The organism is Noviherbaspirillum humi (assembly GCF_900188095.1).
Classification (GTDB): Bacteria; Pseudomonadota; Gammaproteobacteria; order Burkholderiales; family Burkholderiaceae_D; genus Noviherbaspirillum; species Noviherbaspirillum humi.
The window spans coordinates 161,993-181,802 of sequence record NZ_FZOT01000004.1 but is presented as its reverse complement, the minus strand read 5'-3'; the positions used below and the strand labels follow the sequence as shown (position 1 = coordinate 181,802).

Here is a 19,810-nt window from a genome sequence, read left to right as displayed (position 1 = left end):
GGCAATGTCGGTCGAACACTACGAAAACTTTCCCGTCGCTTCCCTGCTGCTGCCGGCGCACTTGCGGCCGGCGGTGACGGCGGTCTATGCCTTTGCCCGCAGCGCCGACGACATTGCCGACGAAGGCACGGCCAGCAATGCCGAGCGGCTGGCCGCGCTGGCAGACTATGAAGCGCAGTTGCGGCGCATCGAATGCGGCGAAACGCCGGAGTCGCCGATGTTCGCCCGCCTCGCCGCCGTGGTGCGGGACTACCGCCTGCCGCTGCAGCCGCTGCGCGACCTGCTATCGGCCTTCGCGCAGGATGTGCAAATCAAGCGCTACGCGGATTTCGCCGGCCTGCTGGATTACTGCCGGCGTTCGGCCAACCCGGTGGGCCGGATCATGCTGCATCTGTATGGCGCGACGGCGCCCGCCGGGTTGAGCCAGTCGGACGCCATCTGCTCCGCGCTGCAGATCATCAATTTCCTGCAGGATGTGGCGATCGATTGGGACAAGGAACGGGTCTACCTGCCGCAGGAAGATTTGCGCCGTTTCGGCGTCAGCGAAGCGTCGATCGCTGCCGGCAAGGCCGATGACGCCTGGCGCCGACTGATGGCCTTCGAAATCGAGCGGGCGCGCAGCATGATGCTTTCCGGCGCGCCGCTGGCGCTCGCCCTGCCGGGACGCGTCGGCTGGGAATTGAGGCTGGTGGTCCAGGGCGGGCTGCGCATCCTCGAGCGCATCGAGATGGCCAACCATGACGTTTTCCGGCACCGCCCCAAGCTCGGGCGCAAGGACTGGCTGATCATGGCCTGGCGCGCGCTAGGCATGACTGCCGACAACAAAGTCGGCTAGCATAGCGGATTGACTCATTTCCAACGATACATGTCTCCCGACGATTACTGCCAGCAGAAAGCCGTGCAAAGCGGCTCCAGCTTCTACTACAGCTTCCTGTTCCTCCCGCCCGAACGGCGCCGCGCCATCACTGCGCTCTATGCCTTTTGCCGGGAAGTCGACGACACCGTCGACGAAACCTCGGATCCCTCGGTGGCGCGGACCAAGCTGGCCTGGTGGCGCAGGGAAATCGGCCTCATGCTGGAAGGCCACCCGACGCATCCGGTCACGCGCGCATTGCAGCCGCACATGGCGACCTACGGACTGGAGGGAAGGCACCTGCTGGCGATCATCGATGGCATGGAAATGGACCTCGACCAGACCCGCTATCTCGATTTCGCCGGTCTGCAGCGCTACTGCTGGCACGTGGCGAGCGTGGTCGGCATCCTTTCGGCGCGCATTTTCGGCGCCACCCATCCGGACACCCTGAAATACGCCGAAAAGCTGGGACTGGCCTTTCAGCTCACCAACATCATCCGCGACGTCGGCGAGGACGCGCGCAAGGGCCGCATTTACCTGCCGGTGGATGAACTGCAACGCTTCAGCGTCACCGCCGCCGACATCCTGAATGCCCGCCACAGCGAGAAATTCGAGCAGCTGATGCGCTTCCAGGCCGAGCGTGCGCGCACGCTCTACGACGAAGCCTTTACCCTGTTGCCGGCCCGGGACCGCAAGGCCCAGCGTCCCGGCCTCATCATGGCCGCCATCTACCATGCCCTGCTGGATGAAATCGAGCGGGACGGCTTCCATGTGCTGCAGCAGAAAATATCGCTGACGCCGATCCGCAAGCTGTGGCTGGCGTGGAAGACCTATGTGCGGGGATGAGGCGTGAGCCCACCCTTGCGGGTGGCAGTCGTCGGCGCCGGCTGGAGCGGCTGCGCGGCGGCGGTGGCGCTGGCCGAAGCCGGCCAGCGCGTCACCCTCTTTGAATCGGCACGCAGTCTAGGCGGCCGGGCGCGCGCCGTGCCCTTCGACGGTTATATCCTGGACAACGGCCAGCACATCCTGCTCGGCGCCTATGCACGGACGCTGGATGTCATGCGCAGGGTCGGGATTGCGCCCGATCAGGTCCTGCTGCGCCTGCCGCTGCAGATGCCCTACCCTACCGGCTGCGACGGCATGAACCTGCAGGCACCGCGCTTGCCGGCGCCGCTGCATGTAGTCATCGGACTGCTGCGGGCTACCGGCCTGAGGCGGGCAGACAAGATGTCGCTGCTGCGCTTTTCCAGCGCCGCCCGCTGGATGGGATGGCATCTGCATCAGGATTGCAGCGTTGCTGAATTGCTCGAACGCTTCGACCAGACCGAACGCCTGACCCGCCTGATGTGGCGGCCGCTCTGCATTGCCGCGCTGAACACGCCGCCGGACCGGGCCTCGGCCAATGTTTTTCTGGCGGTGCTGCGCGACAGCCTCGGCGCCGGCCGCAAGGCATCCGACATGCTGCTGCCGCGGGTGGACCTGAGCGCCCTTTTTCCTGCGAAGGCGGCGGAAGTCGTCACACGCCGCGGCGGCGAGGTGCGCATGGGCGTTCGGATCAACGCTATCGAGACTTGCCGTCACGGCTGGAACCTGTTCACTTCGGCTGCGGAGGTCGCCGAAGCCTACGATGCGGTGGTTCTGGCGACGCCGGTGCTGCAGTCCGCCGAACTGCTACGGGGCCATGTCGACACATCCCTGTTGGAAAACCTGGGCCATGAACCGATCACCACCTGCTATCTGCGCTATGCGGCTTCGCTGCGGCTAGCGCGACCGTTCTACGCGCTGGCGGATGATGCGGAACGCAGCGACTGGGGCCAGTTCGTGTTCGATCGCGGGCAGTTGAATGCGGCGGATGCGGGCTGGCTGGCTGTCGTGATCAGCGCCTCGTCCGACGCGATTGCGCAGGGACGAGAAGCCCTGGGCGCTGCGGTGGCGCAGCAGCTGGCAGAGGCGCTGCAAATGCCGGCGCTCGCGGCGCCGCAGGAGATTCAGGTTGTTACCGAAAAGCGCGCCACGTTTTCCTGCACGCCCGGACTGGTCAGGCCGGATAACGACGTCGGCCTGCCGCGGTTGGCGCTGGCCGGTGACTACACCGCCAGCGACTATCCGGCGACGCTGGAATCGGCCGTGCGCAGCGGCCTGCAGGCGGCGCGGCTCGTGATGGAAACAGCGCCTTAATCCTGCTCGCGCAGCCGCGAGAACGCTTCGTCGATGCGTTCCACCGCGATGATGTTCAAGCCTTCTATCTTTTGCTTGGGCGCATTGGCCTTCGGGATCACGGCCAGCGAAAAACCGAGCTTCGCCGCTTCCCGCAAGCGTTCCTGGCCGCGCGGCGCGGGACGGATTTCGCCGGTCAGGCCCACTTCGCCGAACACCACGAGGCCGCGCGGCAGCGGCTTGTTGCGCATCGAGGAATTGATGGCCAGCAGCACTGCCAGGTCGGCTGCCGGCTCGGTGATCTTGACCCCGCCGACGGCATTGACGAACACGTCCTGGTCGAAGGCAGCGATGGATGCATGACGATGCAGCACCGCCAGCAGCATGGCCAGACGGTTCTGCTCCAGGCCAACTGAAAGGCGGCGCGCATTCGGCACGTGGGACGTATCGACCAGCGCCTGAATTTCCACCAGCAGGGGCCGCGTGCCTTCCTGCGTTACCATCACGCAGGAACCAGGCACCGGGTTGTCATGCTGGGACAGGAACAGCGCCGAGGGATTGGAAACGCCCCGCAAGCCCTTTTCCGTCATCGCGAACACGCCGAGCTCGTTCACCGCGCCGAAGCGGTTCTTGAAGGCCCGCACCAGGCGGAAGCTGGAGTGGGTATCGCCTTCGAAATAGAGCACGGTATCGACGATGTGCTCCAGCACGCGCGGACCGGCGAGCGCGCCTTCCTTGGTCACGTGGCCGACCATGATGATGGTGGTGCCGGACTGCTTTGCGACGCGGGTGAGCTGGGCCGCGCACTCGCGCACTTGGGCCACCGATCCCGGCGCGGAGGTCAGCGCATCGGAGTAGACGGTCTGGATGGAGTCCACGACCGCCACCTCCGGCTTGTGCTCGGCGAGGGTATTCAGGATTTTTTCCAGCTGGATCTCGGCCTGCAGCTTCAAATCCTTGGCATCGACCGCGAGGCGCTTGGCGCGCAGCGCAATCTGCGAGCCGGACTCCTCGCCGCTCACGTACAGCACCTTTTTCAGCCTGGCCATATTGGCCAGCGCCTGCAGCAGCAAGGTCGATTTGCCGATGCCGGGATCGCCGCCGATCAACACCACGCCGCCCGGCACCAGGCCGCCGCCCAGGACCCGGTCGAACTCGTCGATGCCGGTGCCGAAGCGCGGCACGTCGATCGCTTCGATGTCGGCCAGGCTCAGCACGGGCGCAGTTTGCGCCAGGCTCTGGTGCTGGGAAGAGAAACGGTTGCCGGCGGTTTCCACCACGGTTTCGACCAGCGTGTTCCATTGGCCGCAGGCCGGGCATTGTCCGGCCCACTTGGCGGAGACGCCGCCACATTCGGTACAGGTGTAATTGGTTTTCTGCTTTGCCATGGGTACGCGCTGACGAGAAAGAGCAGGAAGGGAAACGCCGGCAGCCATCGATCCGCCGGCGGCAAGCTTGTTAAATGGGGGCGTTTCCGGTTTCCACAACCCGGACGCGCGGCGCGAGCGCGCACATCAGCTCATAGCCGATGGTTCCGGCGGCAGCGGCCACTTCATCGATCGGGAGTCCGTCGCCCCACAGCACCACCTCGCTGCCCATGCCGGCATCCGGCAGGCGGGTGAGGTCGACCATCAGCATGTCCATCGACACCCGGCCGACGATGCCGGTGCGCGCACCGTTCACCAGCACCGGCGTGCCATCCGGCGCGTGGCGCGGATAGCCGTCCGCATAGCCGCAGGCAACCACGCCGATGCGCATGGTCTCCTTCGCCACAAAGCGGCTGCCGTAGCCGACGGCGCCGCCCGGCGCCACCGTTTGCACTGAGATGATTTGGCTGCGCAGCGTCATCGCCGGTCGCAGGCCGAAGTACTCGGCGCTGTGCATGCCGGGCGTGCCGCCGTAGAGCATGATGCCGGGCCGCACCCAGTCGGCGCAGGCCTGCGGATGCAGCAGATCCGCTGCTGAATTGGCAAGATTGCGTGCGCCGGGCAGGCCATCGGTGGCGTCGAGGAAGTTTCGCAGCTGGTGCGCGAACGGCATGCCGGGATTGGCAGGATCGTCGGCATTGGCAAAATGCGTCATCAGCGCGATGCTGCGCACCTTGGCGCAAGCCTGCAACCGAGCATGCGCCTGGCGGTATTCCGCCGGCACGAAACCGAGCCGGTTCATGCCGCTGTTCATCTTGAGGTGCACGTCGAGCGGCTCGGCGAGCGGACTGCGCTCGATCATTTCGATCTGTTCGCGGCAATGCACCGCGACCTGAATATTCCGGGTTTGCGCCAGCACGACGTCATCCATGTCGAAACAGCCTTCGAGCAGCAGGATGGGCTTAACCCAGCCAAGCTCGCGCAATTGCTGCGCCGCTTCCGGCTCGATCAGCGCCAAGCCGTCCGACTGATCGAAGGCCCGCAAAGCCCGGACCAGGCTGTGGCCATAGGCATTGGCCTTGACCACGCACCACGTGCGAGAACGCGGCGCATGAGCGCGCGCGACCTCGAGGTTATGGCGCATGGCGGAAAGATCGATTTCAGCGAAAAGCGGTCGGGACATGGATTGTCGATTGTTTTATGTGCATTGCAGCACGAACAAAGAGGTCTTTCATTCTACCGGAGGCCACTTCCATAGAGCATGTTTTGCCTTGAGGGATAACCAAATCATGGTATAAAGCTGGGCAATACAAGGCTCCAAAGCTATCAACCACATGCGGATGAATCGCGGGTTTTACACCATCATGGCGGCGCAGTTTTTTTCATCGCTCGCCGACAATGCCTTGCTCATCGCAGCAATTGCGCTTCTGACACAGATGAACGCCCCGGCGTGGATGACGCCGCTGCTCAAGCTTTTCTTCGTGCTGTCCTACGTGCTGCTGGCCGCCTTCGTCGGCGCCTTTGCCGATGCGCTGCCCAAGGGGCGCGTCATGCTGATCACCAATCTGATCAAGATCGCCGGCTGCAGCCTGATGTTCTTCAACGTGCATCCGCTGCTGGCTTACGCGGTGGTGGGTTTCGGCGCGGCGGCCTACTCGCCGGCCAAGTACGGCATTCTGACCGAGCTGCTGCCGCCGGAAAAGCTGGTCGCCGCCAATGGCTGGATCGAAGGGCTGACGGTGGTCTCCATCATCCTCGGCACGGTCATGGGCGGCGCGCTCGTCAATCCCAAGGTGGCGATGACGCTGCTCAACTTCGATTTTCCGGTTATCGAATTGGGCGTCGATACCGCCGGCGAGGCGGCGCTTTCGGTGATCATGGGGACCTACGTGGTGGCCTCGCTTTTCAACCTGAAGATTCCCGACACCGGGGCCCACTATCCGCACCAGGAACGCAACCCGATCAAGCTGATCCTCGATTTCTCCGGTTGCTTCGGCACGCTCTGGAAAGACAAGCTGGGACAGATATCCCTTGCGGTCACGACGCTGTTCTGGGGCGCCGGCGCGACGCTGCAGTTCATCGTGCTGAAATGGGCAGAGAAATCCCTGCGCATGCCGCTCGACCAGGCAGCGATCCTGCAGGGCGTGTTCGCCATCGGCGTGGCGCTGGGGGCCATGGGCGCCGCCCGCTTCGTGCCCTTGCGGAAGTCGCTCAGCGTGATGCCGCTGGGCATTGGCATGGGTTTGATCGTCATGACGATGACGCTGGTGCACAGCGTCTGGCTGGCTTACGCGCTGCTGGTGCTGGTGGGCGCGCTGTCCGGCTATTTCGTGGTGCCGATGAATGCGCTGCTGCAGCACCGCGGCCATGTGCTGATGAGCGCCGGCCATTCGATCGCGGTGCAGAACTTCAACGAGAACCTGTCGGTGCTCACCATGCTGGTGCTGTATGCGCTCATGGTCAAGCTCAATCTGGACATTAATATCGTCATCATCCTGTTTGGCATGTTCGTTTCAGGCACCATGCTGCTGGCGATGAAGCGCCATGCCTACAATCAGCGCCAGCATGATTCGCTCGCGCTGATCGGCGAACACAAGCACTGATTCAACACAAGCGCTTAATCCTTACCCTGCCGCGATCATGCGGCTGACGCGTTCGCCCGCCTGGTCGCGCCAGCCATCGGGGACGATGAAGCCGCGGTCAACTTCCAGCAGCGCGTTTTCAGGGTCATCGCCTTCGCCCATCTTCGCCACCAGCACGGGGGTGTGCATCGTCTCGAAATGCGCTCGCAGCGCCTCTTGCAGGGCTTGAATTCCCATGCAGGCCTCCGGCGTCGCCCGGGCCGGCGCCAGCCAGCGCAGGCGCGGCAGCATCAGGTAGCGCGCTTGCCCATCTGCTTCCAGTTCAGCCGCTTCGCACCAGAAGCCGCGACAGTGCGGCGGCGAAATGCCGAGATTACCGGGCGGCGGCGTTCGGTGCCGGTAGAACAGCCACCCCTTCACCAGCGCCTGCGAGGCTTCCACACTGCCGGGCAGATAAGGCTGAGCGGAAGGATGGCGGGCCAGCGCGAGCTGCCGCTCCATGATCTTGCGCATCTTGGCGCCAAGGCTGTCGGCGAGGTTGGGGCCGACGAAGCTGTCGGCATGGACGGCATTCCCCTCGTCCTGCAGCAGGTAGAGCTTGGTGGCGAATTCCCAGTGCAGCAAGCGCCCGCCGGCATCGCGGATGAGGAAATCGAGTTCGCCGATGGTGGCGCCGGTTTCGGTGCGCACCTGCGTTCCGTGCGCCACCAGCACGCCGCGATGGCGAAAGTAGAACGCCATCAGCTTTTCGGCGTAACGGCCGAGGCGGGTGAAGCGCTGCACGTCCAGCCACGCCTCAAGCGCCTCGGGCGCCTGGTCGAGCTGTGCCAGCCAGGCGGCGGCAGCATCATCCACCTCCCCGAGGGTGGCCACCCGGCCCTGCCACGCAACCGCATCGGCGTCGAGCAAGCCGGGCGAATCCAGCAGCCAGGCCAGGGCACGCACATCGGCATGGCGCAAGCGGCCCCAGCGGCGGTGGAACCGGCTCTGGAAGCTTTCGCTATTCGCGGCTGGCATAGGTCGACATGGCGAGGCAGAGGTCGGCCCAGACCTTTTTCTTGTCCGCCATGTTCCTGAGCAGATAGGCGGGATGGTAAGTCACGACCAGAGGCAGGTCGCGATAGCGGTGCACGCTGCCGCGCAGCTTGGAAACCGGCGTGTCGGCGCCGAGCTGCAGCAGCGCCAGCGCCGCAGTCTTGCCGAGGGCAACGATGACCGATGGCTTGATCAGCTCAATCTGCCGCTCGAGGTAGGGCAGGCAGGCGGCCGTCTCGGCCGCGTCGGGCGGCCGGTCGCGTCCATTGGCATCTGTGGGCCGGCATTTGACGATATTGGCGATGTAGGCATTCTCGCCGCGGCGCAGATCCATCGCCAGCAGCATGTTGTCGAGCAGCTTGCCGGCCTGTCCGACGAAAGGCTCGCCGCGCTGATCCTCGTTGCGGCCCGGTCCTTCGCCGACGAAGAGCCACTTGGCGTGGATGTCGCCGACGCCGAACACCGTCCGGGTACGGCTTCGGCACAAGTCGCAGCGCACGCAGCCGGCCACCGCTTCCTCCAGCTGAGGCCAATCCATGCGCATGATTTCCTGCTCCGGCGCGGCGCTTGGCGGCGCTTCCAGCGCGATGCCTGGCAATTCACCGGTTGCCCGCGCGGATTGTTCTGCCGCGGGCGCCGGCTCCCCCGCACCGGGGAAGCTGACGTCGTCGCGCCGCGTCCAGAGGGGGCCGAGGCCCATTTCCGCCGCCAGCCGGGCGCGCCTGTCCTGGGAAGATGTCATAAGGGCAGCCTCATCACGATCGCATCCTCGCGGCGGTTGCCCGCCGCCGGGTAATATCCCTTGCGCAAACCGATACGGGAAAAGCCGTAGCGCTCGTATACCGCCAGCGCGCGCAGGTTCGACGGCCGCACTTCCAGCAGCACCGACCCCATGCCCCGCTCCCGCGCCAGCGCCGCCACCCGGTCGAGCTGGAGCTTGCCCAGTCCCCTGCCCTGCAGTTCGGGGCGCACGGTGATGTTGAGCAGGTGGACCTCGTCCACCGCCAGCATGACCAGGAAATATCCGGCCAGCCGCGTCGTTCCATGGCGCAGCACCCAGGCTTCGTAACCGGAATAGAGCGAATCGAGGAAATTGCCCTTGGTCCACGGATGGGGATAAGCGGCGAGTTCGATCCGCATCACTTCGTCGATGTCGTCCACCTGCATGCGATCGAAGATGTACACGTCATCGGGACGGAATTCGGACTGCGGCGCCGCGCTCACGATGCCACCTTCGCCATTCTTTCCTCGGTGGTGAGGGCGACCTTGTTGCGCAGGTAGAGCGGCTGGGCCTCGGCCGCGGTGACGATCCGGCCGGCGGCGAAATCGATTGCAGCCAGCATGGCCACCGACGCCGCATGCGGCATGATGTCCGGCCGGGCTCCGGCATTGAAGCCGGCGTCGCCGAAGGCAGCGGCATAGGCGTTCAAGCCGTTGCCGCAAGCCGTTGGAGCGCCCTGTGCCCGCACCGCCGAGGCAGCAGTCAGTGCCGGTTCCGTCACGACTTGCCAGGTGCCGTCGAAACGGTACTGCGCCCAGTAGACTTCTTCCATGCGGGCGTCGAGCACCGCCAGCACATCGTCGGCGCCGGTCTGTTCACGGCAGGCCTGGGCCATGGCCAGCAAGGTCACCACCGGGACCACCGGCAGGTCGGCGCCGAAGGCGAGGCCTTGCGCCACGCCGCAGGCGGTACGCACGCCGGTGAATGAACCGGGTCCGGCGCCGAAGGCGATGGCATCGCAGCGCGACAATGCCAGACCGCTCTCGGCCAGCAGTTGCTGCGCCATCGGCAGCACGGTTTGGGAATGCGTCTGCACGCCGCTGGTTTGACGGCTGGTCAATCTGCCGTCATGCAGCAGGGCGACGGAGGCTTCTTCGGTGGACGTTTCGATGGCAAGTAGGATAGGCATGGATGCTATTTTACCGTTCCATCCGCAGGCATACCGCACTCCGGCGCGGTATGCCTGCGCATTTCCTGCCCGCACCGGCTCGGCAAGGCGCCCGGGCATCCTTTACAATGAACGCCGGTCTTTCCCGCTTTCACTGCCCGCCATGTCCAGCATGACCCTTACTCCGGCTTCCCGTCACCAACTCAGCGAATGGCTGACGCAAGGCGATTGGGTGGTTGCCTGCCTGTGCGCGGCCTGGTGCGACACCTGCCGCGCTTACCGCACCGGCTTCGATGCCTTGGCGGCGCAGCATCCCGGCAGGCATTTCGTCTGGATCGACATCGAGGACGAGGCGGACGTGGTGGGGGACTTCGACGTCGAAAATTTCCCCACGCTGCTGATCCAGCAAGGCGACCAGGTCAGCTTCTACGGCACCGTCCTGCCGGACCACAAGCTGGCACAGCGCCTGATCGATGCGCAGCTGGCCATGTCGGCGGCGGAACTGGCCCGGGCCGCGAGTACGCTTGATCCCGAGGTCAATCTGCTCACGCGCTTGAACGATCTGGCCTGATTCGCAAGAACTCGGCCGCTTCGGCTGGCGCCTTCGTCGTTCGCTTTTTTGCCGGCGCAATGGCTTCGCTCAGGCAGCCGGCGTGGCGCCGCGCCTTTAGAGCGTCTTGTAAAAATAGAAGATCGTCAGCAGGAAGCCGACGGCGATGATGAAGCGCCGCAGCCACACCGCCGGAATCTTTCGCGCCACCGTCGCGCCCCAGTAGCCGCCCAGGGTGGCGGTGATCAGCATGACGACGGTATACGGCCAGTCGACCGCGCCGGCGATGACGAAAGTGATGACGGTGACGCTGTAGATGATGGCCGAGAGCAGGTTCTTGATGGCGTTGATCTCGTGCACGTCGTCATGGCCGGCCATCGCCAGGCTGGCGAGCATCAGGATGCCCATGCCGGCGCCGAAGAAGCCGCCGTAAATCGACACCACGATCTGCCCCAGCAACGACGCCGGACTGTTTCCGGGCTTGGCTTCATGCTTGCCGTTGCGAAGAAAGGCCGAGATCCTGCCTGAGAACGCGAACAGCAGCGTCGCGAAAAGCAGCAGCCACGGGATCAGCTTGGAAAAAGTGGCGTCCTTGGTGGAGAGCAGGATCAGCCCGCCGGCCACGCCGCCGGCGAAGGAAGCAATGCCCATCGGCACCAGATAGCGCCGGTAGCGCGCCAGCTCGGTTCGGTAAGCCCAGGCACCCGAAATGCTGGCCGGCCACAGCGCCACTGAATTGCTGGCATTGGCGATGACCGGCGGCACGCCTACGCTGAGCAGCGCGGGAAAGGAAAAGAAGGTGCCGCCGCCCGCAACCGAGTTCATCGCCCCGGCGCAGAAGGCGGCCACGCCGACCAGAAGAATTTGCCAGATTTCCATGCTTGGATCGCTTTCTTATGTCTTGAGTTGTCTGACGTGGCTGAGCAGGTCGTTCATGTCGCGGCCGCTGGCATCCGGCAGTACGCCGAGTTCCTCCAGCGGCGCACCGGCGCGGTTGACCCAGAAAGTGGTGTAACCGAACCAGGAGGCGCCGCACACATCCCAGCAATTGCTGGAGACAAAAAGGATGTGCTTCGCCGACAGACCGAAGACGTCCGGGCCGAGCTGATAAGCCTCGGGCGCCGTCTTGTATTTCTTCACTGCATCCACCGACAGCACATGGCTGAAGAGGCCCTGCATGCCGGCGGCCTGCACCGCCGCCTCCAGCATCTGCGGGTTGCCGTTGGACAGGATCGCGAGCTTGAACCCGTCCTGCTTGAGCTGCTGCAGCACGGCCAGGTTCTCGGGAAAGGCCTGAAGCCTAGCGTACTCGCCCATCAGCTGGCTCTGCGCTTCCAGTCCCATGTCCAGTCCCAACTTGCGGCAGCTGAACACCAGCGCATCCTGCGTCACTTCCCAGAACGGCTTGTAGGTGCTGCACAAGGTGCGCAGCCGGGTGTACTCGATCTGCTTGTCGCGCCACAGCTCGCTCAACGCCGCGCCTTTGCCGGGGAAAAGCTTTTCCGCCAGCGCGCCGATGGCGTAGACGTCGAACAGCGTGCCGTAGGCGTCGAAGATGATGGCTTGCAGGGTCATGACGGACGTGGCAATGCCTCGAATGGATGATGCAGAAAGTATATTCAAAACCGAATCGTCATTAAGCGCTGCTTTGATCACTTGATTATTGCGATTAAGTCACAAATCCTCTATGTTTCCGGCATGGACCATTTCAAGCAGATCTCCACCTTCGTCGATGTCGCCGCCAAGAGCAGCCTCACCGCCGCGGCCCGCGCCGAAGGCATTGCCCCCGCCGTCATTGGCCGCCGCCTTGACGCGCTGGAAGAACGGCTGGGCATCAAGCTGCTGCAGCGGAGCACGCGCCGCATCGCCCTCACCGACGAAGGCCTGACGTTTCTTGAAGACTGCCAGCGCATCCTGGCCGACCTAGAGAGCGCCGAAGCGGCGGTGGCGGAACGCAGTGCCCGCGCCCGCGGCCATCTGCTGGTATCCGCTCCTGCCGGCTTCGGCCGCCAGCACGTGGCGCCGCTGATTCCCTCCTTTCTCGCCGAGCACCGCGACCTGTCGGTCACGCTCAACCTGAACGACCGCATTGTCGACCTGATCGGCGAAGGCATCGACGTCGCCATCCGCATTGCCAGTTTGACCGACTCCAGCCTCGTCGGCGTCAAGCTGGCGACCAACAAGCGGGTAGTGGTGGCGTCCCCGGACTACCTCAGGCGCCATGGCACGCCGGCCTCGCTCGACGATCTCGCCAAGCACAATTGCCTGGCCATCAGCAGCGCCGGCAGCCAGCCCGGCTGGACCTTCCGCCAGAACGGCAAGAACGTCACCCTGAAAATCTCGGGCAACATGGTCTGCAACGACGGCGCCGTGCTGCATGAATGGGCGCTCGCCGGCAAGGGCCTGGCCTGGCGCTCGATGTGGGAAGTCGGCGCCGCCATCGAGGCCGGCCGCCTCATCACCGTGCTCGACGACTTCGCCGCCCCGGGCAACGACATCTACGCCGTCTTCGCCCAGCGCCGCCATCTGCCGCTGCGCATCCGGGTCTTCATCGACTTCCTGCGCTCCGCCTATGCCGATCCGCATTACTGGCGCAAGGATTGAAGACACCCTGCTTCGACCACGATAGCCCACAGCCGTTGAGGCATGAAGACGGATGGTTTGTTATGGGAAGCAAGGGAGCGATGATGAAAAGGCTTGCATTGCACATTTGTTGTGCAATCGCATGACGATATACACCCTCGCCTGCTATTGATAACGGCGGACCGGAGCATCGTCGGATGCTCAGGAATGCGCATTGCGGCAATTCGCATTCCTGAGGGTTTGCCCGCCCAGCAGCGCGGCGGCGTGCGCACGATGAATGCCCGGATAAGAAAACCAACTTCAAGGAGCATTCATGTGGTCGCAAGTCTATGATCCACTCAACAATGCCGTGCTATCGACGCTGATGGCGGGCATACCGGTCGTCGTGATGCTGGCGGCGCTGGCCTTCTTCCATATCAAGGCGCATATCGCCGCCCTGCTAGGCCTGCTGTCGGCGCTGGCGGTCGCCATCATCGGGTACAGCATGCCTGCGTCCACCGCCGTCGCATCCGCCCTGCTGGGCGCGGCGAACGGCCTTCTGCCCATCGGCTGGATCATTCTCAACGTCATCTTCCTGTACCAGCTGACCGAGCGCAAAGGCTACTTCAAGGTCATGCAGGACAGCATCACCGGCATCACCGTCGACCGAAGGCTGCAGCTGCTGCTGGTCGCGTTTTCCTATGGCGCCTTCTTCGAGGGCGCCGGCGGCTTCGGCACGCCGGTGGCGGTCACCGGCGCGATGCTGATCGGCCTCGGCTTCGCCCCGCTGGCGGCATCCGGCCTGTCGCTCATCGCCAATACCGCGCCGGTGGCCTACGGCGCGCTCGGCACGCCCATCATCGCGCTGGCGGGCGTCACCGGCCTCGACGTGATGTCGCTATCGTCCATGGTCGGTCGCCAGCTTCCATTCTTCTCGATCCTGGTGCCGTTCTGGTTGATCTGGGCCTTCTGCGGCTTCCGCGGCATGGCCAACATCTGGCCCGCCATCCTGGTGGCCGGCGTGGCTTTCGCCATTCCGCAGTTCCTGATCTCGAACTTCCATGGTCCCTGGCTGGTGGACGTCGGCGCCGCCATGATTTCCATGGCCTGCCTGACGCTGTTCCTCAAGATGTGGCAGCCGGCCCAGGTATGGACGTCCACCGAAGGCAAGTTCAAGGGCGGGCAGACGGCGGCGGCAGCTGCCGGCGCCGGCAGCACCGTGCATCAATACAGCCGCGGCGAAGTGATGCGCGCCTGGCTGCCCTGGCTGATCCTCTCTATCCTGGTGGTGATGTGGGGCATCCCCGAGTGGAAGAAATTTCTCGATGCGCTCTCCATGCCCAAGTTCGAATGGCCGGAGCTGCACAGACTGGTGCAGAAGATGCCGCCGGTGGCGCCCAAGCCGACGCCGGAAGCGGCCGTCTACAATCTGAACTGGCTGTCGGCGACAGGGTCCGGCATTCTCGTGGCGGCGGTCATCTCCGCCCTGATCATGGGCTACCGCATCCGCGAAATGTTTGCGGTGTACTGGGATACCCTGAAGCTGCTGCGTTTCTCGTTGATGACCATCGCCGCCATGCTGGCGCTGGGCTACACCACCCGCTACGCCGGCATCGATTCCACGCTCGGCTTGGCCTTCGCCCAGACCGGCGCCTTCTATCCCTTCTTCGGCACGCTGCTTGGCTGGCTGGGCGTGGCGCTGACCGGTTCGGACACCGCCTCGAACGTGCTGTTCGGCGGCTTGCAGCGCACATCGGCGGAACAGATCGGCTTGAGCCCGACGCTGATGGCGGCGGCCAATTCCTCGGGCGGCGTGATGGGCAAGATGATCGACGCCCAGTCCATCGTGGTCGCTTCCACCGCCACCAAGTGGTACGGCCATGAAGGCGACATCCTGCGCTACGTGTTCTTCCACTCCATCGCGCTGGCCTGCCTGGTCGGCATCCTGGTGACGCTGCAAGCCTATGTGGCGCCGTTCACCAGCATGGTGGTGAAGTAGGAGGCGGAAAGGCACTGCGGCCGCGCGCGTCGCAGTGCCCGTAAAAGCAAAAACCCCGGCATGCCGGGGTTTTTATTTGCTTCAACTCAGCGCGATATTACTGCGGCTGGATGTTGGAAGCTTGCTTGCCTTTCGGGCCGGTGGTCACTTCGAAGCTGACGCGCTGGCCTTCTTTCAGGGTCTTGAAGCCGCTGGACTGGATTGCGGAGAAGTGAGCGAAGAGGTCTTCGCCGCCTTCGTCCGGAGTGATGAAGCCAAAACCTTTAGCATCGTTGAACCACTTGACAATACCTGTTGCCATTTTCATTTCCTATTTCTGTTAATGAGAGCCCTGAGGCCCGGGTAGATCCTTTGAAGCAAGAAAGAAATGACAGACGATACTGCACTGCTCAGCTAAGACTTCAATAGGTGAGTCTGATTATAACTGTGTATTTGCGAAAGTGGTGACTTTCTTGATCCGGTTTTTGCCCAAAAAAACGGCAATGAAATTTGTTTTCGGAGGGAAATTTTTGTCCATCCCTTATTCATGGCATGGATGCTGCATCCGCGGGTGTTTTTGACGAGCCATTCCTCCGCAATGACCTTATCGCCACCGACTGAAACGACGCGCCGCAGGCCCTCCGCCCGCGGGAAAAAACCCATCTTTCCCAATCTCGATGAAGTCGAAGCGCACGCCCTCGAGGCGACCCTGAACGAGATCTTCGGCATCCGCAGCTTGCGCGCCGGACAGCGCGAAGTGATCGAGAGCGTGTTGAACGGCAGCGATACCCTGGCCATCATGCCGACCGGCGCCGGCAAGTCGCTGTGCTATCAATTGCCGTCCCTGCGCATGGCGGGCACCACGGTGGTGGTCTCGCCCCTGATCTCGCTCATGCGCGACCAGGTATCGAAGCTGGAGGAAGCCGGCGTCGCGGCTGCCGAGGTCAACAGCACCCTTGGCGTGCGCAGGGAAGCCGAAGTGCTGGCGCAGATCGAGGCAGCCGAGCACGACTTCGTGTTCACCACGCCCGAGCGGCTGGCCGATCCGGCGTTCATCGAAACCTTGAAGCGCAATCAGGTCGACCTGTTCGTCATCGATGAAGCACATTGCATCTCGCAATGGGGCCATGATTTCCGCCCAGCCTACCTGCACCTTGCCGCCGCCATCGAAGCCCTTGGCGATCCGGTGGTACTGGCGCTGACGGCGACTGCGACCGCCACGGTGATCGAGGACATCGGCCGCCAGTTGAAGCGGCCCGAGCTGAATATCGTGAACACCGGCATCTACCGGGAGAATTTACATTACCGGGTAATTCAGACCGGCGATGAAGAGGCGAAGCTGGGCGAGATCCTCGGCATTGTCCGCAGTTCGCGCGGGTCGGGCATCGTGTATGGAGCCACGATCAAGTCGGTCGAAGAGATCCATGCGGCGCTGGAGGCGGCCGGCGAAAGCGCCGCCTGCTACCACGGCCAGCTCGGCGCCAAGGAGCGGGGCGCCAACCAGGAAGCCTTCATGCGCGGCGATGTGCGCATCATGGTGGCCACCAATGCTTTCGGCATGGGCATCGACAAGGGCGACATACGCTTCGTCGTGCATCACCACATTCCAGCCAATCTGGAAGCCTATTATCAGGAATCGGGCCGCGCGGGACGCGACGGCGAATCCGCTGACTGCATCCTGCTCTACCACTACAAGGACAAGCGCCTGCAGCAATTCTTCCTCGCCCGGCATTACCCCAGCGTGGACGACCTGGAACGGGTACTGGAAGCAATCAAGGGGCTGGCGGCGGAAAGCGCGGTCGATGCCGAGACGGTCGGGACCTTGCTGCAAGAGATGCCCGGGGGCAAGCTGCAGGTGGCGCTCCGCTTGCTGCAGGACGCCGGCAACCTGGTGCAGGATGAAAATCTGCATTTCCGGATGACCGCAACGCCGGGGTCGCGGCGCGCCTTCGCCGAGATCGTCGCCGCCTACGAGAAGAAGGCAGACCATGACCGCGAGGCGCTGGAAAGAATGGTGTTCTACGCGCATACCGGCTTTTGCCGCTGGCGCGTGCTGCTCGAATACTTTGGCGAGGAAGCACCCTGGGAGCAATGCGGCGGTTGCGACAATTGCCTGCATCCGCCGGAGCAACAGCTGACCGACGTGGCGGCGCCGGCCCCTGTCGAGTCGGTGCCGGAGGAACGCGACATATCGCTCGAGCCGGGCATCCTGGTGACCGTGCCGAAATTCGGCGAGGGACAGGTTGTGAGCTGCGCCGGCGACCAGGTAACCATCATTTTTCCGGACAGCACCGAAAGGAAATTCCTGCGCGACTATGTCAGTCCCGCGCATTAATTGACACAGGCCGCCGGAATTCCGCTTGGCATTGCAAAAAATTTATGAAACCACTCGCGTTCGTCGGGTCAAAGCAAGTGGAAAGGTGGTCAATCGGGCAACAGCAATGCCGGAGGGCACCGCAACGGTTTTGCCGTCGTGACACCCATCTTGCCTTTCCAAAGGTGGGCGCTGATTTGCAACAACGTTAATTAAACTTTTTGCTTCGTTACGAATCTTCTAACAGACATTGCGTCACCGTCATTTCTTACTGAGTCAGACATTGAAGAGGTCATCCATGAAATATTCTGCATTGCTTGCAACCTTGGTCGCAGCGCTGGCTCTTGGCGCCTGCGGTAAAAAAGACAACGCCGACAGCGCGAGCACCGGCGGCACCGGCGCCCCCTCGTCGTCCAGCAGCACGGGCGCTGCCGGCAGCACGTCGACCGCACCGTCGACTGCCGGCGCCAGCAGCACGCCGGGCGGCAGCACCGGCAGCACCAGCAGCGCCAGCCCCGACAGCAGCGCGTCGGGCGGCGCCGGCTCGGCGGGCAGCACCGGTTCGACCGGCAGCGCCGGCAGCACTACCGGCAGCACCGGAAGCACCGGCACGACATCCGGCAGCCCGGGCGGCACCGCCAGCAGCAGCGACGCCGGCAGCTCGGCGGGCGCGGCAGGCACCACCGGTTCCGCATCCAGCGGCACGACCGGCGGCACTTCCGGCAGCACGGGCACGACCGCCTCGGGTTCCACCGGCTCGGCAGGCTCGACCGGCACCACGGGCAGCACCGGCGGCGCTTCCACGCCGGGCAGCTCGGCTTCCGGCCAGACCAAGTAAGGCGCTTGACCGCCTTGCCACTCAGCGGACCGGTCGCAGGCAGATGTGCCCGCGACCGCTTCCGCTTGTCTGCGCCGAGCCTTGACTGATGCACGCATGAATTTCACCGACCAATAAACTCAAGAAGAAAGGATAGCCATGAACAAACTGCTCGCCCTGCTTGTCGCCGCCCTGTTCTCTTCAGGCGCTCTTGCCGCTGCCCATACCGCCGCGCCGAGCGACAGCAAAGCCGCCGCCGCCGATGCCAAGGCCGACGCCAAGGCAGAAAAGAAAGCCGCAAAGGCGGATGCCAAGGCTGAGAAGAAGAAGGCCAAGGCCGAAAAGAAAGTGGCGGAAGCCAAAGCTGACAAGGCTGCTGCATCCGCCGATGCCAAGGCGGACAAGGCCGACGCCAAGGCCAACGCGGCGAAGTAAGGAGCCGGCCCGGCGCCATGCCGCGCATCGCTTCATCGTAGAGGGGGCCGCAAGGCCTCCTTTTTTATTCCGGCGGACCCGGCTGCCCATCGGGCCGCATCGCGCCGGCCTACATGCCGGCTTGCCCGATATCCGCATCATAGAAGCCATCAGGAGATTGCCATGACCAAGCCGCGTACCGGACAGGCGCCGCCCAAGCTGAACCGGGATGAATTCCGACTTCGCTTTCTTGACTCGTTTCGCGACCCGGCATTCGAACAGGCGGCAGAAGCCCTGTCGCAGATCGAAACGATCGCCTGGGACAACTACCTTCATGGCCACAAGGCGCCGGTAAAAGCGAAGGCAGGTGCGGGCTTCGCCGATCCCGACTATGACCTCTCGGTGGAGTGGCGAGCCACCCGGGACCGCCTGCTGCAGGCGGAACAGGTGCAGAAGAACCCGTCCACGCGTTCGCGCATTCTGCTGATTTGCGGCGCCGCGCGAAACGACGGCACCTGTCCGGGCGAGATGTCCAAAACCTACCGCATGACGCAGGTCATGCGCGAAGCAGTCGAGGCGGAGCAAGCGGATGTCGACATGCTCGATCTGAGCCTGCTGGTCTCCGACTATCAGCGCCGCATCCATCCCTGCAAGGGCTGCGTCTCCACCGCGATGCCGCTCTGCCACTGGCCCTGCAGCTGCTATCCGAATCACGGACTGCATCAGACCCACGACTGGATGGGCGAGATCTACGAGAAATGGGTCAGCGCCCACGGCGTGATCATCGCCACGCCGGTGTACTGGTACCAGGCGCCATCGGTGTTGAAGTTGATGATAGACCGGATGGTGTGCGCGGATGGCGGCAATCCCGATCCGACGAGCACCTCCGGCAAGAATGCGGAGAAGGCCAAGGCCATCGAAGAAGCGGGCTGGAACTATCCCAAGCATCTCGCCGGGCGCGCCTATGGCCTGGTGGTGCATGGCGACGTCGCCGGGATCGAGAGCGTCAGGCGCAGCCTGTCGGACTGGCTCGGCTGGATGGGGCTCGTGCCGGCCGGCCATATGTCGGAACTGGAACGCTACATCGGCTACTACGAGCCGTACGCCACGAGCCACGAAACCCTCGATCGCGATCAGGCGATGATGGAAGAGTGCCGCAACGTGGCACGCGCCGTGGTGATCACGGCCAATGCACTGCGCGCCGGCCGCCATAGCCGACCGGACATGACGCTGACGGATCCGCGTCCGAAGTAAGGGATGGTGTGTTGGGAGGGCTGCCCGGCATCAGCACG

General features: G+C 63.9%; 20 protein-coding genes. 10 read left to right on the top strand and 10 right to left on the bottom strand.

Annotation, left to right across the window (positions count from 1 at the left end):
- Window positions 1–4 precede the first annotated feature (4 nt).
- Genes hpnC through hpnE form a run of 3 tightly spaced genes read left to right on the top strand, consistent with a single transcriptional unit; the run spans window position 5 to window position 3,031 of the window.
- Window positions 5–835 (top strand): squalene synthase HpnC, encoded by an 831-nt coding sequence (gene hpnC / locus CHB88_RS09230; protein ID WP_089399028.1) that lies wholly within the window; start codon window positions 5–7, stop codon window positions 833–835.
- A 30-nt stretch (window positions 836–865) separates the two neighbouring features.
- A complete protein-coding gene (gene hpnD, locus CHB88_RS09225; protein WP_089399027.1) occupies window positions 866–1,699 on the top strand; it encodes a presqualene diphosphate synthase HpnD in 834 nt (277 codons plus the stop codon).
- Window positions 1,700–1,702: 3 nt separating this feature from the next.
- Entirely contained in the window at window positions 1,703–3,031 is a 1,329-nt protein-coding gene (gene hpnE, locus CHB88_RS09220) for a hydroxysqualene dehydroxylase HpnE (protein ID WP_245844860.1), read from the top strand.
- Here the strand turns inward: hpnE and radA are convergent.
- Window positions 3,028–4,398 carry a DNA repair protein RadA gene (radA, locus tag CHB88_RS09215; protein WP_089399026.1) on the bottom strand — a complete coding sequence of 457 codons (1,371 nt, stop codon included), beginning with the start codon at window positions 4,396–4,398 and terminating at the stop codon, window positions 3,028–3,030. The genes hpnE and radA overlap by 4 nt on opposite strands.
- Before the next feature lie 70 nt (window positions 4,399–4,468).
- A complete protein-coding gene (gene alr / locus CHB88_RS09210) occupies window positions 4,469–5,560 on the bottom strand; it encodes an alanine racemase (RefSeq protein WP_089399025.1) in 1,092 nt (363 codons plus the stop codon).
- 157 nt (window positions 5,561–5,717) lie between these two features.
- Between alr and lplT the strand changes: the two genes are divergently transcribed.
- A complete protein-coding gene (gene lplT, locus CHB88_RS09205) occupies window positions 5,718–6,980 on the top strand; it encodes a lysophospholipid transporter LplT (RefSeq protein WP_089399024.1) in 1,263 nt (420 codons plus the stop codon).
- Window positions 6,981–7,001: 21 nt separating this feature from the next.
- On the opposite strand, the gene CHB88_RS09200 is transcribed toward lplT, so the two are convergent.
- From CHB88_RS09200 to tsaB, 4 genes are read right to left on the bottom strand one after another with little or no spacing between them, the layout of a single operon-like run.
- The gene (locus CHB88_RS09200; RefSeq protein WP_089399023.1) at window positions 7,002–7,976 is read right to left on the bottom strand and encodes a DUF1853 family protein; all 975 of its coding nucleotides are present in this window, start codon (window positions 7,974–7,976) and stop codon (window positions 7,002–7,004) included.
- Entirely contained in the window at window positions 7,960–8,736 is a 777-nt protein-coding gene (locus CHB88_RS09195; protein WP_089399022.1) for a uracil-DNA glycosylase, read from the bottom strand. Before CHB88_RS09195 ends, CHB88_RS09200 begins: the two co-directional genes overlap by 17 nt.
- Window positions 8,733–9,161 carry a ribosomal protein S18-alanine N-acetyltransferase gene (gene rimI, locus CHB88_RS09190; RefSeq protein ID WP_089399158.1) on the bottom strand — a complete coding sequence of 143 codons (429 nt, stop codon included), beginning with the start codon at window positions 9,159–9,161 and terminating at the stop codon, window positions 8,733–8,735. The genes CHB88_RS09195 and rimI overlap by 4 nt, the downstream gene beginning before the upstream one ends.
- A 53-nt stretch (window positions 9,162–9,214) precedes the next feature.
- Entirely contained in the window at window positions 9,215–9,904 is a 690-nt protein-coding gene (gene tsaB / locus CHB88_RS09185; RefSeq protein ID WP_089399021.1) for a tRNA (adenosine(37)-N6)-threonylcarbamoyltransferase complex dimerization subunit type 1 TsaB, read from the bottom strand.
- A gap of 151 nt (window positions 9,905–10,055) precedes the next feature.
- On the opposite strand from tsaB, the gene CHB88_RS09180 reads away from it, so the two are divergent.
- The gene (locus tag CHB88_RS09180; protein ID WP_342745499.1) at window positions 10,056–10,454 is read left to right on the top strand and encodes a thioredoxin family protein; all 399 of its coding nucleotides are present in this window, start codon (window positions 10,056–10,058) and stop codon (window positions 10,452–10,454) included.
- Between the two features lie 96 nt (window positions 10,455–10,550).
- On the opposite strand, the gene CHB88_RS09175 is transcribed toward CHB88_RS09180, so the two are convergent.
- A complete protein-coding gene (locus CHB88_RS09175; protein ID WP_089399019.1) occupies window positions 10,551–11,312 on the bottom strand; it encodes a sulfite exporter TauE/SafE family protein in 762 nt (253 codons plus the stop codon).
- A gap of 15 nt (window positions 11,313–11,327) precedes the next feature.
- Window positions 11,328–12,008, bottom strand: a complete 681-nt coding sequence (locus CHB88_RS09170; protein WP_089399018.1) for a haloacid dehalogenase type II — start codon at window positions 12,006–12,008, stop codon at window positions 11,328–11,330.
- A gap of 123 nt (window positions 12,009–12,131) precedes the next feature.
- Between CHB88_RS09170 and CHB88_RS09165 the strand changes: the two genes are divergently transcribed.
- Both CHB88_RS09165 and CHB88_RS09160 read left to right on the top strand, forming a co-directional pair.
- Complete coding sequence (locus CHB88_RS09165) at window positions 12,132–13,037, top strand: LysR family transcriptional regulator (RefSeq protein ID WP_089399017.1); 906 nt, start codon at window positions 12,132–12,134, stop codon at window positions 13,035–13,037.
- Between the two features lie 292 nt (window positions 13,038–13,329).
- Complete coding sequence (locus CHB88_RS09160; protein WP_089399016.1) at window positions 13,330–14,994, top strand: L-lactate permease; 1,665 nt, start codon at window positions 13,330–13,332, stop codon at window positions 14,992–14,994.
- Between the two features lie 97 nt (window positions 14,995–15,091).
- Here CHB88_RS09160 and CHB88_RS09155 read toward each other — a convergent pair whose 3' ends face one another.
- Window positions 15,092–15,295 carry a cold-shock protein gene (locus tag CHB88_RS09155; RefSeq protein WP_089399015.1) on the bottom strand — a complete coding sequence of 68 codons (204 nt, stop codon included), beginning with the start codon at window positions 15,293–15,295 and terminating at the stop codon, window positions 15,092–15,094.
- Between the two features lie 276 nt (window positions 15,296–15,571).
- Between CHB88_RS09155 and CHB88_RS09150 the strand changes: the two genes are divergently transcribed.
- Window positions 15,572–17,308, top strand: coding sequence for a RecQ family ATP-dependent DNA helicase (locus CHB88_RS09150; RefSeq protein ID WP_089399157.1), 1,737 nt, complete (start codon window positions 15,572–15,574; stop codon window positions 17,306–17,308).
- Between the two features lie 255 nt (window positions 17,309–17,563).
- Here CHB88_RS09150 and CHB88_RS09145 read toward each other — a convergent pair whose 3' ends face one another.
- Entirely contained in the window at window positions 17,564–18,121 is a 558-nt protein-coding gene (locus CHB88_RS09145) for a hypothetical protein (protein WP_089399014.1), read from the bottom strand.
- Window positions 18,122–18,263: 142 nt separating this feature from the next.
- Between CHB88_RS09145 and CHB88_RS09140 the strand changes: the two genes are divergently transcribed.
- Together CHB88_RS09140 and CHB88_RS09135 are read left to right on the top strand one after the other, a co-directional pair.
- On the top strand, window positions 18,264–18,539 hold the full coding sequence (locus CHB88_RS09140) for a hypothetical protein (RefSeq protein ID WP_089399013.1): 276 nt from the start codon (window positions 18,264–18,266) through the stop codon (window positions 18,537–18,539).
- A 162-nt stretch (window positions 18,540–18,701) separates the two neighbouring features.
- The gene (locus tag CHB88_RS09135) at window positions 18,702–19,772 is read left to right on the top strand and encodes a flavodoxin family protein (protein WP_089399012.1); all 1,071 of its coding nucleotides are present in this window, start codon (window positions 18,702–18,704) and stop codon (window positions 19,770–19,772) included.
- The last annotated feature ends 38 nt before the right edge of the window (window positions 19,773–19,810 follow it).

Excerpts from the sequence above, each read along its gene's own strand:
- CHB88_RS09155 (WP_089399015.1), bottom strand. The coding sequence starts at position 15,295 with ATGGCAACAGGTATTGTCAAGTGGTTCAACGATGCTAAAGGTTTTGGC.
- CHB88_RS09165 (WP_089399017.1), top strand. The coding sequence starts at position 12,132 with ATGGACCATTTCAAGCAGATCTCCACCTTCGTCGATGTCGCCGCCAAG.
- hpnD (WP_089399027.1), top strand. The coding sequence starts at position 866 with ATGTCTCCCGACGATTACTGCCAGCAGAAAGCCGTGCAAAGCGGCTCC.
- radA (WP_089399026.1), bottom strand. The coding sequence starts at position 4,398 with ATGGCAAAGCAGAAAACCAATTACACCTGTACCGAATGTGGCGGCGTC.
- CHB88_RS09135 (WP_089399012.1), top strand. The coding sequence starts at position 18,702 with ATGACCAAGCCGCGTACCGGACAGGCGCCGCCCAAGCTGAACCGGGAT.
- CHB88_RS09175 (WP_089399019.1), bottom strand. The coding sequence starts at position 11,312 with ATGGAAATCTGGCAAATTCTTCTGGTCGGCGTGGCCGCCTTCTGCGCC.
- CHB88_RS09170 (WP_089399018.1), bottom strand. The coding sequence starts at position 12,008 with ATGACCCTGCAAGCCATCATCTTCGACGCCTACGGCACGCTGTTCGAC.
- lplT (WP_089399024.1), top strand. The coding sequence starts at position 5,718 with ATGAATCGCGGGTTTTACACCATCATGGCGGCGCAGTTTTTTTCATCG.
- CHB88_RS09200 (WP_089399023.1), bottom strand. The coding sequence starts at position 7,976 with ATGCCAGCCGCGAATAGCGAAAGCTTCCAGAGCCGGTTCCACCGCCGC.
- rimI (WP_089399158.1), bottom strand. The coding sequence starts at position 9,161 with ATGCAGGTGGACGACATCGACGAAGTGATGCGGATCGAACTCGCCGCT.
- CHB88_RS09150 (WP_089399157.1), top strand. The coding sequence starts at position 15,572 with ATGACCTTATCGCCACCGACTGAAACGACGCGCCGCAGGCCCTCCGCC.
- hpnC (WP_089399028.1), top strand. The coding sequence starts at position 5 with ATGTCGGTCGAACACTACGAAAACTTTCCCGTCGCTTCCCTGCTGCTG.
- CHB88_RS09195 (WP_089399022.1), bottom strand. The coding sequence starts at position 8,736 with ATGACATCTTCCCAGGACAGGCGCGCCCGGCTGGCGGCGGAAATGGGC.
- tsaB (WP_089399021.1), bottom strand. The coding sequence starts at position 9,904 with ATGCCTATCCTACTTGCCATCGAAACGTCCACCGAAGAAGCCTCCGTC.
- alr (WP_089399025.1), bottom strand. The coding sequence starts at position 5,560 with ATGTCCCGACCGCTTTTCGCTGAAATCGATCTTTCCGCCATGCGCCAT.
- CHB88_RS09180 (WP_342745499.1), top strand. The coding sequence starts at position 10,056 with ATGACCCTTACTCCGGCTTCCCGTCACCAACTCAGCGAATGGCTGACG.
- CHB88_RS09160 (WP_089399016.1), top strand. The coding sequence starts at position 13,330 with ATGTGGTCGCAAGTCTATGATCCACTCAACAATGCCGTGCTATCGACG.
- CHB88_RS09140 (WP_089399013.1), top strand. The coding sequence starts at position 18,264 with ATGAACAAACTGCTCGCCCTGCTTGTCGCCGCCCTGTTCTCTTCAGGC.